16 protein-coding genes and 2 pseudogenes are annotated in these 16,499 nt (G+C 42.4%); 8 read left to right on the top strand and 10 right to left on the bottom strand.

Translation table 11 applies throughout. The annotated features are described in order from the left end of the window. Positions 1-53: 53 nt before the first annotated feature. The 3 genes from ACYTXL_RS10160 to dpdE all read right to left on the bottom strand — a co-directional run bounded on the left by ACYTXL_RS10160 (position 54) and on the right by dpdE (position 4,413). Positions 54-449 (bottom strand): hypothetical protein, encoded by a 396-nt coding sequence (locus ACYTXL_RS10160; RefSeq protein ID WP_461924621.1) that lies wholly within the window; start codon positions 447-449, stop codon positions 54-56. Then, entirely contained in the window at positions 442-999 is a 558-nt protein-coding gene (locus ACYTXL_RS10155) for a Panacea domain-containing protein (protein WP_461924620.1), read from the bottom strand. The genes ACYTXL_RS10160 and ACYTXL_RS10155 overlap by 8 nt, the downstream gene beginning before the upstream one ends. Before the next feature lie 102 nt (positions 1,000-1,101). Continuing rightward, on the bottom strand, positions 1,102-4,413 hold the full coding sequence (gene dpdE / locus ACYTXL_RS10150; protein ID WP_461924619.1) for a protein DpdE: 3,312 nt from the start codon (positions 4,411-4,413) through the stop codon (positions 1,102-1,104). Positions 4,414-4,945: 532 nt separating this feature from the next. On the opposite strand from dpdE, the pseudogene ACYTXL_RS10145 reads away from it, so the two are divergent. From ACYTXL_RS10145 to ACYTXL_RS10130, 4 genes and pseudogenes are all read left to right on the top strand, one after another. Further along, a pseudogene (locus ACYTXL_RS10145) lies at positions 4,946-6,159 on the top strand (ISAzo13 family transposase). 241 nt (positions 6,160-6,400) lie between these two features. Then, a complete protein-coding gene (locus ACYTXL_RS10140; RefSeq protein WP_292828745.1) occupies positions 6,401-6,655 on the top strand; it encodes an RNA-binding S4 domain-containing protein in 255 nt (84 codons plus the stop codon). 47 nt (positions 6,656-6,702) lie between these two features. Next, on the top strand, positions 6,703-7,119 hold the full coding sequence (arfB, locus tag ACYTXL_RS10135; protein WP_461924618.1) for an alternative ribosome rescue aminoacyl-tRNA hydrolase ArfB: 417 nt from the start codon (positions 6,703-6,705) through the stop codon (positions 7,117-7,119). A 257-nt stretch (positions 7,120-7,376) separates the two neighbouring features. Next, entirely contained in the window at positions 7,377-7,553 is a 177-nt protein-coding gene (locus ACYTXL_RS10130) for a hypothetical protein (RefSeq protein WP_461924617.1), read from the top strand. Between the two features lie 61 nt (positions 7,554-7,614). Here the strand turns inward: ACYTXL_RS10130 and ACYTXL_RS10125 are convergent, their stop codons facing one another. The 5 genes from ACYTXL_RS10125 to ACYTXL_RS10105 form a co-directional block, all read right to left on the bottom strand. Beyond that, complete coding sequence (locus ACYTXL_RS10125) at positions 7,615-7,893, bottom strand: GNAT family N-acetyltransferase (RefSeq protein WP_461924616.1); 279 nt, start codon at positions 7,891-7,893, stop codon at positions 7,615-7,617. A 238-nt stretch (positions 7,894-8,131) separates the two neighbouring features. Next, on the bottom strand, positions 8,132-8,686 hold the full coding sequence (locus ACYTXL_RS10120) for a pyridoxamine 5'-phosphate oxidase family protein (RefSeq protein WP_461924615.1): 555 nt from the start codon (positions 8,684-8,686) through the stop codon (positions 8,132-8,134). A 72-nt stretch (positions 8,687-8,758) separates the two neighbouring features. After that, on the bottom strand, positions 8,759-9,280 hold the full coding sequence (locus ACYTXL_RS10115; RefSeq protein WP_461924614.1) for a DUF937 domain-containing protein: 522 nt from the start codon (positions 9,278-9,280) through the stop codon (positions 8,759-8,761). A 291-nt stretch (positions 9,281-9,571) separates the two neighbouring features. Then, entirely contained in the window at positions 9,572-10,819 is a 1,248-nt protein-coding gene (locus ACYTXL_RS10110; RefSeq protein WP_461924613.1) for a bifunctional sterol desaturase/short chain dehydrogenase, read from the bottom strand. A 722-nt stretch (positions 10,820-11,541) separates the two neighbouring features. Then, positions 11,542-11,814 carry a hypothetical protein gene (locus ACYTXL_RS10105; protein ID WP_461924612.1) on the bottom strand — a complete coding sequence of 91 codons (273 nt, stop codon included), beginning with the start codon at positions 11,812-11,814 and terminating at the stop codon, positions 11,542-11,544. 128 nt (positions 11,815-11,942) lie between these two features. On the opposite strand from ACYTXL_RS10105, the pseudogene ACYTXL_RS10100 reads away from it, so the two are divergent. Next, positions 11,943-12,207, top strand: a pseudogene (locus ACYTXL_RS10100) (reverse transcriptase N-terminal domain-containing protein); the annotation flags it as partial. Between the two features lie 355 nt (positions 12,208-12,562). On the opposite strand, the gene ACYTXL_RS10095 reads toward ACYTXL_RS10100, so the two are convergent. Further along, entirely contained in the window at positions 12,563-13,957 is a 1,395-nt protein-coding gene (locus ACYTXL_RS10095; RefSeq protein ID WP_461924611.1) for a TldD/PmbA family protein, read from the bottom strand. Positions 13,958-14,057: 100 nt separating this feature from the next. Here ACYTXL_RS10095 and ACYTXL_RS10090 point away from each other — a divergent pair, with 100 nt between their 5' ends. The 3 genes from ACYTXL_RS10090 (at position 14,058) to rpsU (ending at position 15,014) form a co-directional block, all read left to right on the top strand. Further along, the gene (locus ACYTXL_RS10090; protein WP_461924610.1) at positions 14,058-14,180 is read left to right on the top strand and encodes a hypothetical protein; all 123 of its coding nucleotides are present in this window, start codon (positions 14,058-14,060) and stop codon (positions 14,178-14,180) included. A gap of 195 nt (positions 14,181-14,375) precedes the next feature. Then, positions 14,376-14,702 carry an RNA recognition motif domain-containing protein gene (locus tag ACYTXL_RS10085; protein ID WP_461924609.1) on the top strand — a complete coding sequence of 109 codons (327 nt, stop codon included), beginning with the start codon at positions 14,376-14,378 and terminating at the stop codon, positions 14,700-14,702. Between the two features lie 120 nt (positions 14,703-14,822). After that, positions 14,823-15,014, top strand: coding sequence for a 30S ribosomal protein S21 (gene rpsU, locus ACYTXL_RS10080; RefSeq protein WP_069073774.1), 192 nt, complete (start codon positions 14,823-14,825; stop codon positions 15,012-15,014). 625 nt (positions 15,015-15,639) lie between these two features. On the opposite strand, the gene ACYTXL_RS10075 is transcribed toward rpsU, so the two are convergent. Further along, the gene (locus ACYTXL_RS10075; RefSeq protein WP_461924608.1) at positions 15,640-15,804 is read right to left on the bottom strand and encodes a CopG family transcriptional regulator; all 165 of its coding nucleotides are present in this window, start codon (positions 15,802-15,804) and stop codon (positions 15,640-15,642) included. Positions 15,805-16,499 lie beyond the last annotated feature (695 nt).

Genomic DNA, 16,499 nt, shown 5'->3' with positions numbered 1-16,499 from the left:
CTCTGTTTCCCAGCACTACGCGCTCTCTATATGTGACTGCGCTCTATGACATCTTACGGTGGTATTCCCAGGAAAGCTCTCAGAGCAGTTTTATACCTCTTCTTCAACCGCTTGGAGACTAAACCACCTTGCTGAATCTCTGTAATAACAGCCATCGAACAAGTCCCTTTCGGAATAGGGCTGCCAATGGTAATCAAAAGAGCTAGTTGAGTAGCATCCATCTCACGAGCAAACTGATAAGCTATTACCGACTCATGGACTATAAAGCTTGGTATACCTGAATCCGGTAGAAGAACACAGGAAAATTCAGAATTAGGTCTGCGGCTAGTGACATTGACGAACAGATAGTTGCTTCCAGAAGTTTGTGCAATTGCGATGTAGAGGTGTTCATTGTTGGGAGGGGTATCCAGCAAAAATGCATCTCCCAAATTAATGGTGATGCTAGCCATTCAAAACCCCATCTAGATAAGCTTCTCGAATGGCTTCTTGCTGAATATCCCCGATTTCCTCGTCACTCTTGCCGACATTTTTGAGAATATCCTCTACCGAAATCGGAATGGCAGAGCCATGAGGGTTTTTCCACTCTGAAAGATCATGAGTCCACTTAGCAACATCAAAAGGGTCAAGATGCCCAAAAGCTTGATAAACCTGCTGAATGATTTCCTCTTCCTCTTCACAAAGGTCTTCGTCTCCAGGATCATGCAACAAGGAAACATGATTTTCATCACAAGGAGAAATGAATTTAGACCAGAGAGGTAAGGCATCATCAACGGGCTTCCCTTTGATTAGGTCATAAACGCCGCTCAGTACAGGCCCGTAATCCATCGACACATAACGATCACCAGTAATCGGTTGTTCCATGCGTTTCAATGCAACACGGTCAGCGATGTAAAGCATCTTAAGTAAGCCTAAATACTTCATCGGCTTACCATGCAGCTTTAAGAGTACTGCTGCGGCTTCAACGGCTTTCTCAGGATGAAACCGAAACTGGATTAGCATAAGTATCCTGAAGCGACTGCTTCACACTAGTACAAATCTATTGTAAACTCTGGCGATCGCTGACACATTGCCAAAAGCAAAAGAAATTATCCGCAGATAATATCACTCAAATTGCATAAGCGATCGCCCCGATACAATAATGAAACCGACAGAATCAAGCCTTAGAAGCGGCTGGCGAATTCCCTCTAGAATGGCTGCATTTAAAGCACTTTCTATTTTCAATTCTTCCGCTAATGCCTGATCCCAACTTTGCTGGTTTAGACGTAGGCGTAATTGTTCTACTCGATTGTCTAATTTCTTTTGGGCAATATTAGCAGAACTTTGGCACAAGTCAATAAAATCGGGACGATTGGAAAGTAATTGTGAAGAAGTGTTACGCACTTGATAACAAAAATTTTGCCATTTACTAGGGTCAACAAAATCATCAATAATTCCTAACCGCTCTTTTGCCAGATTGTAATCTCGTCCTTGATTATTGTTTTTATCTTTATATGAACGTTGCAGAATACTTAAGAGCGCTTTATCCTCAACAACGCGTATTTGCTCATTGCGATCATCAACATAGATAGTTTCTATAATTGGCGGAAATAGAGCATCAACACGTCGCTGCAAGATTTTGAATTGAGAATTATCTAGCTTGTAATCGGTTAAAACTTGTTTGACAAGTTTTAAATTTGTTTCGACTACATAATTACATTGGAAACCAAACCACTCCTTCCCTTCTTTCGCATCCCAAGATGCATCAGTGCGCCACATTGCAAAGGCTTCACCTCGGTCATCCCAGTTTATATAGTTCAAGAGTGCTTCTACAAATCCTTCCCCAATCCGAAAGAGTTTAATACCAGAATTCTGATTTGCTATCCGGCGATTATAAGTACCAAATTGGTCTAGAGAACTCTCAGCAAAACGGTTTTTTAAATCATTTATGGGAACTAAGGTACGCGTTGTCGGTTGATAACGTCGCATTTCTGATGAATCTGGGTTATTTTGTCCCCTGAATCCCAGCGCGTCACAAATCCAGCCTTCAATTGCCCGCTTAATTTCTAAATGACGAGCATCGTAATTATCTAAATCTTGAAAATACTGGGTTGCAATTTCATCGTTAGCATCAATTTCATCGAGAGTATTTTGTTCGCTAATTTTCACTATTTCCGCTTTAATTTGCTCTTTAATTGGCTGAATCATCTCTAACAATCCAGCAGCACTTGATTCAAACAAAGCTATTTCTAATTCTGCAAGTTTCTCATCCACATAAAACTGGAGACTGGCAATTGATTGTTGAAAAATACCAAACCCATCTTTCAATACTTTATACCAAGCATTGTGAGGGCTATCTTCCATATAGGGGCCAATCAAGGCACAAGATTGGATGCCAATTTTGCTGCCGATGCGGTCAAGTCTGCCAATTCTCTGCTCTAATTGATTAGGCGACCAAGGAAGGTCAAAATGAATTAACCAGTCGGCAAACTGAAGATTACGCCCTTCTTCTCCAGAGCGATCGCATACTAAAATAAAGCAGTTTGGGTTATTCTTGAACCTATTTATGCCTTCCTCAACCTTGTCTGCTAATTCCCCAAATTCATGGCTGGCTACTGTCTCTGCACCAAAAATATCAGACAAATAACGGACAATTTCGGCACAAGTTTGCACAAAACTGGTAAATACAATAAATTTGGGGAGAATATCGCCAGTAATTGGCCTCTTGATTCTCTGCTGTATTCTCGTAATGAATTCCTTTTGATTCTTCCGAACGTTTGCAGGAATTTTGAAGTAAGTACTTAGCTGATTCAGCAGCACTGTTTGTAAATTTTCCCTGCGTTCTCCGTCCTCTTGAGGTTGACGAATAACTTTTAGTAAGGATTGCAGAATCTCTTCTTCCCCTGAGAATTTGGGAGTTGTAGTTAATAGGCGAAGATCATCTTCTTTAAACTCCTGGATCAGTTTAGAATCAGGTTTACCACTTAAACGGGCGACAATTACCTGCTCTAAAATACCTAACCAAGTACCCGAGGCTAGGAATAACAGCAGAAAAATTCGCTGATATTGCTTTTGATGGGGAGCGACACTACGCCATTGATTGATCAGTTCGTGAATATCAGGCGATCGCTCGTCTAAATCATACTCTTCTTTCGGCGTAAAATTACGGTCAAAGATCACATCTTCTACCGCCGCGCGACGGTTGCGAAGCATTCGCCGATGTAGTCGATAGGTATCGCTAACGTGGACGCGAATCGCTTGGACGATTTGCTCTTGGTTGCTAGAATTTGCTTGTAAACAACTTTCTAAATCATCCGCCAGCTTTAGTAAATACTTATCCTCAGCAAACAGGTTTCGCAATTGCTGCAAGTTGCTTTTGAGAACCAGAGGCTTGGCACCTTCTTTAAAAGAAAGCAAAAGTTTACCAATTTCCTGACGGCTTTCAACTTTGGCGTGAAAACCTGCTAAATCATCAAGTTTATAGGTTGTCGGGTCGAGCAAGTGCAACATGGCCAGAAAATCTTGCTCATGATTGAGAACTGGAGTAGCGGATAATAAAACTAAGCGATCGCTTTTATGAGCAATATTTTTGCAAGTCTCAAAACGCTTTAGCACTGCTGCATCCTTAGAGGTTGCCATTGCTGCGATGTGATGGGCTTCATCTAAAATTAAGCAGCCTATTTTGGCTTTCAGGTTGATTTTATGAATATCTTCAACCGCCAGCACCGCTACCCGTTTGGGAAAATGGGAAATGTAAAACTTGTTTTCTAACTCAGTCTGCCATTGTTTGAGCAAATATTGTGGAACTATCACCACTGCACCTTTTTTCGGTTCATCGAGGAGGAATTGACGCAGAATTGCACCCGCTTCGATGGTTTTTCCTAGTCCCACCTCGTCTGCTAGCAAGTAGCGTTGAATTGGGTCTTCCAGTACCCGCCGGACTACTTCAACTTGGTGAGGATAAAGATAAATATTTGCCGAAATCAGTCCCGTCATCCCGCGACTGACAGCGCGTTGCTGAATCAAGGATTTCACGAAAGCCAATCTTTTGTCGTGGAAGTAAGGCGTTTCGTGACCTTTCATCGCCAGAGTTTCGATAGGGTCAGTGTTGGGTAAATTGCAACGAACGTAAATTTCTTCTTCAGTAACAATTGCAGTTTTCTTATCTGGTAAATCAATTTGATACATTTCTGTATCTTCATCCCAGATGAAAATTCTACCAATTATCCATTTATCCTGAGTTTGGGACTTGACATAGCATCGAGCTTGTGGTTCAAGCTTGACTTGAGAGAGTGAATTTAAAGGTAAAGTTTTTTGGAGACGTTGCCCGATAGAGCAGAAATACTCAACGTTCGCATTGGTATCAGATATTTCCGTAACTTTTCCGATACCCAAATAGTTATTCTGGGACTGTACCAATAAACCAAGCTTAATCATAGATCCAGTCACCTGAACACACTAAAATAACCTTCCAGACTAGTTTGTTCACCTATATCTGGCAGTTTTGTCAATCAACATTATAGATTAATAAACTGGTATTACAGTTTTTGTGAGAGCGATCGCGACGACGGGCTATGACGCTCGTTCGCCTTTGGCGTCTCCCCTTGGGAGAAGACTCGCTACCGCTTCGCTATCGTTGACGCTCCACCACCGCCAATTAGTAAAAGTTTACCTAAGAGTAAGTAGGTCGGCGCGAAAAAACCAAACTATGTATTGAGTCCAGACAGGACATCACTAAACCGACGATGCCGAGAATATCCCCAATCTCCATCAATGCGCTCTCTAGAAACAGAGAGAATAAAACAGCTTGCTATCCAAAAGTTTGGCTGCGATTGCTCTAGCTGTCAAGCCCTTGCTAGTCAGATGCTACTACAAGGTCAACTGCCTATACCATAGTAAGAGTAATCCAAGAAATAAATAATCCAAAATGCTGGGATACTAGAGAAATAATTAGTGTGCCATCTGTCCCCTGTTTCCCAAATCTGTGTTCCAACTAACCGACAGCCTTAAATCCCTTTACATCAAAACATCTCAGAAATTAAAAGGAAGTGACCGACGACAATTTATGGCAGAAGTAGTTAAAGGTTTGGGACGAGGAGGACAAATAATCGCAGAAAGGGAATTAGGCTGGAATAGACGTACTATTCGTAAAGGGATGCAAGAATTAGAACATGGAATGTCAATTGCTGATTCGTTTAGGCTTAAGGGACGCAAGCGTACTGAAGAGAATTTGCCTGATTTCCTGTCGGACATAGTGTCAATTGTAGACCCGCAGAGTCAAATAGACTCAACTTTTAATAGTATTAAACTATACACTCGACTTTCGGCAGCAGAGGTTCGTCATCAACTGATTGAACTCAAAGGATACCAGGATGAAGAACTGCCTTCAATTGAGGTTATTCGACAACGATTGAACCAATTAGGCTATGGCTTAAAGCGGGTTACTAAAACCAAACCGATAAAAGAGATACCAGAAACTGGAGCTATCTTTAAAGAAGTTAATCGTCTTAATCACGAAGCTGATGATGACCCAACGACGCTACGAATTTCTATGGATGCAAAGGTAGGGATAAAAGTTGGGGAATTTGACAGAAGAGGAAAAACTCGTGTCCCGACTGTTGCGTTGGATCATGACTTTTCCGATTGTCCAACTTGAACTCCCTACGGTATTTTTTTGCCTCAAGAGAGTGAGCTATTTTTATTTTTCGTTCAGTCCAAACTGACTGCTGATTGTATTGTTGACTTCCTCGAAGATTGGTGGTTAAGTATTCTAGACCGTTTTTCTCACATTCGTAAAATAGTTATCAACCAAGACAATGGATTAGAAAATAACTCTTGGCGAACTCAATTTATGTTTCGTATTCTTAAATTTGCCCAGAAATTTCAACTGACAATCCAATTAGCTTACTATCCACCTGACCACAGTAAATACAACCCGATTGAACGAGCCTTCGGATGACTTGAACAACATTGGAGCGGTAGTTGACTTTTGAGCGTTGATACTGTATTAGAGTTCAACTTGAACTTTTAAAGGTAAAAATCCTACGGTTACTTTGATTAAGCGGGTTTACCATACGGGAGTTAAATTAACATTAGATGCAATGGCGGAAGAAGAACAAGCAAATTCAACGTTTACCAAACCTGAAAAAATGGTTCGTCGAAATCTTTTGTAACTCTGCTTGATTTTTGGATCATTTTTTACTTGGAATACTCTAAGCAACCCATGCCTTCTAGTTGTGGCTTTGTCTCGTTAAGAGTCTCCGACTGGGAATGTCCCTCATTGAGGCTCTGCCTCCCTTGCTCGCACTAGAATCGCAATGAGCAGCATTTCACTAGCCTCTGGCTGGAAACGAAGTTTTAAAAGAGTTTTGGCTTTGCCTTGATAACGCCACGATACAATTAAGAATATGTACCTTTATTTACGATGAAGAAAATCAGAGACAACACAATTAAGTTAAATCAATTTTTAAAGTTAATGGGTATAGTACCAACTGGAGGGCAAGCCAAGCTGATGATTCAAGGTGGCGATGTCCAAGTAAACGGTATGCTGGAAACCCGACGAGGACGGCGACTAGTACCGGGTGATAAAGTGACAATAGAAGGACAGACTTTAGAGGTGAATTTGAACAACAATGAAGACCAAGACGTAGTAATAGATTTTACCGAACAAACCGAGTAAAGGATTTTTATCCCAAATTGAAAAGTTATTCTTTTGCCTTGTGAGTAATGCTGCAAATTTCCAACAAAGTTATTATCCCACAGAGTGATCTTGAAATTAGCGCGATTCGTTCGCAAGGAGCGGGAGGCCAAAATGTGAATAAGGTTTCTACCGCGATTCACTTGCGCTTCGATATTGTGGCTTCATCATTACCAGATTATTATAAACAACAGCTTTTAAAGCTGAATGATCGACGCATCACCCAAGAAGGAGTTGTGATAATCAAAGCCCAAGAACACCGAAGCCAAGAGAACAATCGGGAGTCAGCCTTGAGACGACTTCAAGAACTGATTCAAAGCGCAGTTGTAGTGACGAGAAAACGCAAACCCACCAAACCGACTCGCAGTTCTCAAAAAAAGCGCCTTGACTACAAAAGTAAGCGCGGACAGGTTAAATCTAACAGAGGGCAGGTGACAGATTGTTAAAAATTCATAATTGATAATTCATAATTATGTAATAGAAAGGGGATTTGAACCCAACTAAAGCAAGACTGCTTGGTAGAAGCAGGGGAATCAAACCCTTTTTAATTATGAATTAGGTTGATTTATAGATTAAACTTTGGCAGTCAACTTGGTTAAAAAATCTAACCAGAGAGATAAGACTAATTCCTTCTATTGACTCTGGTCAAGTTCATGACTTAGTTGGTTAGCTTGAGAATAGAAACTATTAGAGGTGAAAAAAGATGAATAAGACATTACTAACGATTTTGATGTTTGCACTCTTACTCTTATTCATCATGTCTCCCTTTGCTGCCCTTGCTAGTTTAATGCTGCTAGTGTTAGTTTCGGCGTTTTTCTCTTTACTAGCGAACTTGTTCCAACCAATAATTGGTGGTGACACTAACCCTAAAAGGTCTTAAAAATTAGGCGGTGCATTAGGATGAACGCCATAACGTACCCTAGAAGCGACGAACTTTGAGCTTAAAAATCAATTTTCATCTTGAAAGAGATGCCACCAACTCGGTTGATTATTTCACTGTCAGCAAGAACTTTCCAGGCAAATCGTTTATATAAACCCACGGCTAGATTTATCGCTCTGGTACTAAGTGATATTGATGGATAAGATGTTTTGGTTACTGCTAACAAATGTGTGAGTAACTGCGTTCCTATACCATTATTTCTATGTTGGGGAAGAATTGCTATTGCTAGTTCAGGAGTGCGATCATCAACATAACCATATCCTTTATTTTCACCTGTCAATAAACGCAGCCATACGGCTCCTAGTGGCTAATTACTACTTTTTAGAATAGCGACGAAGCCACTATCATCTTTACCTCCCCAATTTTTCACATTATTTTGCCAAATCAGGATTATTCATTGCATCCTGCACTGTCGAATTACCTTATTCTACCAGATGGGCTGCTTCATAAAGCATTTGCCAAAGAAAAGGCTCATCTTTTTGTGTGAGTGGACGAATAAAATAATCCATGAGCCAAATTTATGGTAATTTACTCAGTGCTGTGGCTAAACCGTCAATGCTGACGAGATTTTTCTGCTGTTGAAATTCTCGAACTCCCTCTTCACCTTTTTTACTAGCCCATTTTACTAGAGTTTGGCGCTGACCTCGATATTCATAGAGTGGTACGCCAAAACCACAGGAAGTCTGTATTTTTTCAATGTCAGCGACGATAATTTGACGAGTTCCAGGCATCGGCAAAAACAGAGAGTAGAGGGAGTTCCAGTCTGGAGAACTCGGTAAAATCGTCTTTCCTTGACCGTAAAGACGCAAGATACACGCAGGTTCCTCAAAGGCGCAAAACATGAAGGTTATCCGCCCATTTTCTTGCAAATGGGCGGATGTTTCGTTACCACTGCCTGTAAGGTCTACATAACCTACTCGGTGGGGAGAGAGGACGCGAAAGCAGCCTAAACCTTTAGGAGACAGGTTAACATGACCTGTAGAACTCAAGGGTGCAGAGCCAACAAAGAAAAGGTGTTGGGCTGCAATAAAGTCTTGCAGTTCCTCAGTAATACAGTCAAAAAATTTAGACATAGACTGTCTGATTTATATGGGGAGTGGGGAGTTAGGAGTTAGGAGTTAGGAGTGGGGAGTTAGGAACTGTTACTATCTCATATACCTACTAGCCATCTGGATGGCATCAGCGATATCGACATCACCATCCTCGTCAGCATCTAAGAAGGAATTCAGCACAGGATTTCCGCCAGCTTGGGGATTGTGAGCATTTGCACCTGATTGTAAAAAATTCAGCACCAAAGGTACTGCTAAAGGCAGCAATTGTTGAACTATACCAGCATCCAATCCAGTGCGCTGGGCAGCAACTTCAGCTACCTGCTGTTGCATCTCAGGAGAAAACAGCGAATCGACGGCTTCGGGGTTAGGTGAAGTACCAGCATATTGATTCACTAGAGTTTGTGCGGCTTCATTACCATCTGTGGCTTGTTTGTCTTGTAAAGCAGAACGCACCTGACCACCTACAATTGACAAAATTGATTGGATGGTAGACGGGTCTGCACCAGTATGTTGGCTCAACTGCTGTACAGTGTTAACAATATTTCCCAGTTGACCTAAGCTGCCCTGTTGATTAGGATTAGCGATCGCACCAAGAATCTGATCGAAAAGTCCCATAAGTTTGTTTTTCCCTTTATTCTTAAAAAGCTTGCCAAAACTGGCTTGAGTCTTTTGTGTAGGCGGATTTTCGTAAGTCCACTAATAGATTAGAACAGGCAATGGCAAGTAATTTTACCCTAATGTTTTTCTACCACAATCTGATGTGCTCCGGCGTAGCCCGCCGCAGGTCTTACCCTGAGCCTGCGCCGTACCCTTCTCTAGGAGAGGCTGCGCCACCGGGAAGCAAGCTACGCGCAGCGTCTCGTAGAGAACGGCATCGCTAGCCCCAAACCAGTACCATAACGCACTTTAACTTTTCGCTGTCCGGCTAAAAACTCGATAGTATAGCCATGTGCTAGTTTCCTTTAAGGGAAACAGCAGATAGGTAAGAGGATTTATCGTCACAATCATGTTTCGGAAGTCTCGCCGTGCCAAAAATAAGATACCACGAGCAACTTGCTGTGCAGACATCACTCCATAGGGATTGAGTTGACTCTTAAATGGGCCAAGAATTAACTTGCGAATTACACAATCCCCGTCCAATCGCTTCAGGGTAACAATATTTCCTAGCGCTCGTTTGCTGAGTTCATAAAGCGGACTCAGCGCTGGAGAAACTTCCGCCTCAGAAGTATTTACCCAAATTTCCTTCGTTGCTTTTGCTTGTGGCCCGGTTACGGTTGTCAAAAATATATCCATCAACCGTAATGCTGAAAAGGTATTCACTTCATAGGAGGAGTTGATCGCCTCTGGTGTGCGGCTGGTGTAAACATTGACTCCGTGGTTGATAATTAAAATATCTACTTTCTCTAAACTATCCTTCAGATTAGCTTCATTGCCCAGCTGCCAGCGAACCACCTTCACCCCAACTTGCTCGACTAATTTTTCTGGATTAGTGGTTAATGCCACGACTTTAGCATTATTCTTGATAAGTTCAGCCGCTAACGCTTGTCCCAACGCTCCTGATGCTCCAGTTAAAGCGACGGTTTTACCCTTGAGAGACAGTCCTGTACCAAGAATTTTATCCACCAGGGGAAAAACACCACTGTAGTAAGCGTTGACATCATCAAAATGATGCCGCCAATGATAAGACCGATTCACCCACCAAATGGATGGAATTGTCTCTAAAGGTCCGGGTAGGTGGTTGTAGTCTGTATCAATTTTTCCCTGAAAATACCGCACGGACGCGCCATATAAGAAGGTGCAAGCATAAGCTACTCCCAACCATAACCCCTTATGCGGGACAATTAAGGCAATGACTACCAATACCACCAGCAGTAGACTCGACTCTAAAATATCGTGATAGAGTTGGGATTCTTGATAAACTTTTAGGGAAACTATCGATAAATCGCGGCGATAGGCGCTATGGTGTTTGTTGTGCCATTTAGCAAGCCAATTGACTTGGTGACACAAAGCATGGTAGCTATCTCTCAAAACCTCAGCAACTAAAAGTGAAATAAGTCCCCAAGTAGCAAACTGTAAGCTGGCATTTAGCCAAACCCAATTAATTTGTAATCTTGCTTCAATTCCCATCAAGTTTTCAGCTAGCATTTTTATCATGTTTGTCTATAGTTGTTTTTCTTAATCATTCTTTATGATCATCTGATAAAGGTGCCTTAAGGTCGAATCTAGAGCAAATTAAAATCCAAAATGGGGAGCAAGCCGGAAAATCAAGCTACAGTATCATTCAAACGATTGTGAGCGAAAGCTGTTCTGTCATCAAATTTTCACCGTGAGAGCATCCTACGTTATCAGGGTATACACCCAAAGGTAGATAAAGGTGTCTGAGTATAAGCCCATAAGCTCCTTCTCCACGAGACCTACAGAAATGATGCACGAAATTACACCAGTAGACTGAGTATAAGCCCATAAGCTCCTTCTCTACAAAACGCTACGCCAACGTCGCTAACGACGGGAACTGCTAACGCTGCGCTTTTCCAAAAAGAAACTCCAGATGCACTTAAGGCATCTGGAGTAGTAACAGGTTTCTAACATCAATCAATCTTTACCTATGCGATCGCCAGATGTCGTTAGAGTATATACTCAAATTTATTTTATGTCTGATCATCCGCCGATTGAATAGCAGGTTACTTTCTTTTATACCGATGGTCTCAATGCGTCCACAGAATTCTACTAACAAAAGCTGGGTTTAAAATTCTGGCTTGACCAAGGAAACTGTCGAATTTATACTGTTAGTGGCTTAAGGTGGTCTTGGAAGAATTAGTGCGATTCGTTGATTAGTGAATCACGGTATCCAGTCCGGCGCGACCTGAAATGGTCGTTTAGTATGCAGAGCCGTCTTTGCTAAGGGATTCACACCCCTTACCCTCACGTAAAAGACTCTCAGGAGTCCGGTCACGACCTAGTAGGTAACGAAACAGTCGGAGAAAAAACGACCATCGAACGCCATATAAAGGTAAAAGGCGACGCAAGCCCCGACGACCCTTCATTAAAAGAGTACTGGGAAAAACGCCACCAAAAACATGGTAAATCTTGCCTTGATAAAGGCTCCAAGCCATACAAGATAGCGGAAAATCAGAAATGGAAATGTCCATTATGTGGCGAACCTTTATTCAATGGAGACCCCAGGTAAACCAGACGAGCGGAAGAATCCCCACAGTTCGGGTAGGACGCAACGTAATTGTTGCGAGGTGTTCAGAATACACTAACCAGAGAAGAGAAAATGATAAGACACAGTTGCAAAACTAGTGAATCTTGGAAAGCCCTAGCGTGGAAGAAATTCCGCCGAAATCTTTTCCGCCTTCACTCATCGTGTGTACAAAGCTGTTCAAGTTGGAGACAAGCGGAAAGCGCGGTTACTCCAAAAGCTTATTCTTAAATCTACCTCGGCTCGATTTCTTGCAATAAGACAAGTATCACAGTTAAATGCTGGTAAAAAGACGGCAGGTATTGATGGTAAGAAATCCCTCACATTTGAAGGACGATTCATGAGAGTTGCCACGATTACAAACACATGAGCAAAAGCGCAAGCTGAGAACATCGGAAGCTGGGTGCGGTGAAAGTCGCACGCCCAGATTTAACACAGAGGTGCCCCGGATAATACCGGGCATCGACTCTACCAAACCTATGTGCGTAACGTCGCTTTCTGGCTAGCAAATTGATTTTTTTTGACTCATTGCCGCGAGGGTTTTCCAAGAAATAAATTATCCAATCTTGTGGGGTGGGCATCTTGCCCGCCTTTGGTTATTGCCCACCCCACAATAAATAATTGGATATTTTTTTAATTTGTCAGTTCCTAAGTCCGCCGCTATACCCAAAATACTGGTTATAGCGGCGGATAATTCACGTTTCCCCACCAACTACTACATCTCGAATTCGCAGACTCGGGCCAGCACAACCCACTGACAAACCGTTTTGCCCTCCCTTACCACAACCGCCAGATTCATCCCAGTAAAAATCATCACCAAGTGCCTCAATATCCGCTAAAGTTTGAAAGACATTTCCCGAAAGCGTCACATCCCGCACAGGTTCAGCAATTTTGCCGTTCCTAATCATCCATGCTTCCCCAGCACTAAAGGTGAACATTTCCCCATTCGTCATCCCACCCAACCAATTACGGGCATAAACTCCTTCTTTGATATCGGTAAATAAGTCTTTAACTGGCGTTTTGCCCCGTTCAATCCAGGTATTTGTCATTCGCACAATGGGAGTAAAGTGATAGTTAAGACAACGTGCATTACCTGTAGGTGCTTCCTCCAATTTGCCAGCAGTTTCACGAGAATGTAAACGTCCAACTAAAACTCCATCTTTAATTAGTTGAGTAGTAGTGGCAGGTGTGCCTTCATCGTCGTAAAAATAGCTGCCGCGATGTCCTTCTGGATCTGCACCATCAAAAATTTGCAGTTCTTCTGGGCCAAACCGCCGTCCGATGGTCATGACTTCCAGCAAATCGGGGTTTTCATAAGCCATATCGGCCTCAGAAAGATGTCCGAAGGCTTCGTGGACAAATAAACCTGTGAGAATTGGGTCAATGACTACGGTATAAGTATTCCCTTTGACCGATGGCAGAGATAAAGCCGCGATCGCTCTTTGAGCTGCACCTTTGACCTGTTCATCCAAATCAGTTAAATCTTCGTAACCTTTGCGAGAACCAGTAGTTTCCCGTCCAGTTTGTACAGTTTCGCCATTTCTGGCGGTGGCGGCAAAGCGCATTTCCATGTCCACCCAAGATTGCTCGATTAAAGTGCCTTCTGAGGTAGCGATGATCACTTTTTGGGCACTGTCACCGTAACGCACCGAGGTAGTGGTAATCCGATGATCAACGCTTTTGAGCAATTGGGCATAGCGATCACACAATTGTTTTTTCTTCGAGAGTGAGATTTTTCGGGGGTCGGTGCCTTTTAGAGGTAGAATGCACACTGCTTGTACCGGGTCAATGGGTGCAAGTAAAGTTTCTTCATCACCAACCATTCGCGCCGCAGCGATCGCTTCTTCTATACGATCTTTGATTGTCGCCAGTTGGTTAAAGCAGCTCAACCCCCATCCACCTTTATAACAAGCGCGAATATGTCCACCAATGGAGATACCTTCACTGAGTGTTTCTACCTTATCGCCACGCAACAAGATATCAGTCCCTTCTGCTTCTTCAAGGCGAATCATCAGATAATCTACACGCTTTGAGTAGCGCGCGATCAGGTCAGAAAGTAAATTTTGGGCATCAGCAAGTGTAGTCGGCATTTTCAGGTACTAACAATGACGAACTGCATTTATTTTGCAATTATTTGGGAAATTTATGCTAATCAATATTGGAGTTGCCCATGAATCGCTGATCTAAAGGATGGGGAGTAGGGGAGATAATGCCCACCCAATACCCAATACTTCTCTACGAGAGGCTGCGCCAACGACTTCTCTACGAGACGCTACGCGAACGCTCAGTACAAGTGCCCAATACCCAATTTAGCGCGTAGCACTCTAACTCTTAGTACTTCCTTTTTTACGGTGGGTAAGAACTGAATCATGTGCTAAGATAATCAAGTGAGAATAAAATTCGGTTACAGTGTTTGTTTTTAGTATTGACAGGCTTTTCCCTTTTGGTCTTAACAAGCTTGTCTCCGAAATCTAAATCTCTACACACTTATGGTTTTGGAGATAATGCATGTCAATTTATGTAGGTAATCTATCCTACGAGGTCACACAAGAAGACCTTACCTCTGTTTTTGCCGAACATGGTGCTGTAAAGCGGGTTCAGTTGCCTACTGACCGTGAAACAGGACGTCCACGCGGCTTTGCTTTCGTAGAGATGGGTACTGAAGCCGAAGAAACAGCAGCCATTGAAGCTCTTGATGGTGCTGAGTGGATGGGACGCGATCTCAAAGTGAATAAGGCTAAACCCAAGGAAGATAGAGGCGGTTCCTTTGGTGGTGGTGGCGATCGTCGCGGCAATAGTGGCGGTGGCGGAGGATACTCTCGAGGACGCTACTAAACTTTAAGATAAAAAATTCAGTTTTAAGGTCTTAAGGGCAGAATCATTATCTGCCCTTTTTGCGCTCCGGTCTACTGGATGGCTGAAAATTGCCCAGTACCAATTAAGTAGGAGATGAAAATGACCCAAGTATTTGTGGGCGAGAATGAAGGAATTGAGTCAGCCTTACGTCGATTTAAGAGGGAAGTTTCCAAAGCAGGTATTTTTCCAGACATGAGAAAGAATCGTCACTTTGAAACGCCTTTGGAAAAACACAAGCGCAAAGAAGTCGCAAGGCACAAGCAACGCAAGAGAAATTTCCGTCGTAATTGAGAACAAGCAATTGCACTCTCTCATTAGATTCTCCGCTATCGAAGAGGCGATCGCTATACTCCTGCATTTGAATCTAAAGGGTAGATTTTGGCAAAGCCATTACTCACTATTATGGAATGGGCAATTAGATGCTCCCACGGCTAGGGAAATATCGCTACGCTCATTCCCAGTTAAAGCCGTGAGATTCTAGGCTCTAACAGTATTAACAGTTAAAATTTGAACCTCACACGACTGAAAGTAGCGTGATTCCTGCTTCAACGATCTGTGCCTGAATTAGTATTTTGATTAGGATTTACGCGGTCGTTGTGCTGCCTATACCTACCATTAGAGTAGATTGTTCGCGTAGCGGAAGCACCAGAAGGTGGGGACTTCCGCGACACGTTAATTACCACATTTGGCATACATCCACTGCCAACAGCGATTGCAGCCTATTGAGTTGTTCGCCGATATCGAGGCGTTTGGGCAGGAAGGAATGCTGTTACTCCTGCCTCTAAACTCCTCTGGTGATTTGACTCACCTATAGCGCGTGTTTGCAGCAAAACAACTAATAACTGTAAAACACTATATTTCCCTCACAAATTGAGATGTGCTGATCATGGTTTTGTTTTTTGTTCAGTATGATTTACTAGGCTCGGGAGGCTTTTTCCTCTTGATAAGAAAGAGAGCGAATTAACTCCCGAATCACATCTGTTGCTGGTCTCCCCGTGATTGAACAGAATTGTTCAAGCTTCTGTGCCTCGCTTGATGTGAGATTGATTGTAAGTCGTTTAGCAGCCCATTTTTTATTCATGTTTTAAAGAGACAAGCGATATTTTTAAACTACTTCTCTAATATCAATCTTTTAAACTGCTATTACAATGGTATAAGTAATGACATTTACTTTAAGTAATCATGAAGCAGGATATGATATTTGTTTAAGCAAGAGTGAAGAGGTAGGGTATATTCTCAAGTGTGAAGTTTAGCTACTTATAGGGCAGTAATGATAAATATAGCCGTTCTCGTCCCTTGTGAGGTACAAGAACCCCACCCCCAACCCCCTAAGAGCAAGCGAGGAGGGGGTGATGATGTACCTCAGCTGATTAGGAAACGCTATAAAATGTAAAAGGAATATTAAGTAAGTAAAGACAAAAGAAGTATTATCACTAAGTGCGATGGTATCTTAAATAACTAAAATAATTTGGTGAGGCGAGTCAGGAATTTGGCTCTGGTTTTTTTGAGTAGACAAGAATTGCTTCTACCTAATGGTTTACCCAATCTGCTCATCCAAAATTTCTATTCATCGCCAGGTGAAAAAACAAGAATAGTTCAACGGCTTAATACTGCTTCTATTTGCTGTCGCTTCAATATCGGCAAACTAAAAACGTAAAATTTATATTATATTGGCAAATTACAGCTATTTTCAGGTAAGGGACTTCCAAGAAATAAATTACTACTACTTGTGGGGTGGGCGACACGAGAGCCCAGTAACCAAAGGCTCTCGTGTCG

This window comes from Nostoc sp. (assembly GCF_054880495.1).
This window is presented reverse-complemented; position numbering and strand designations above follow the sequence as displayed.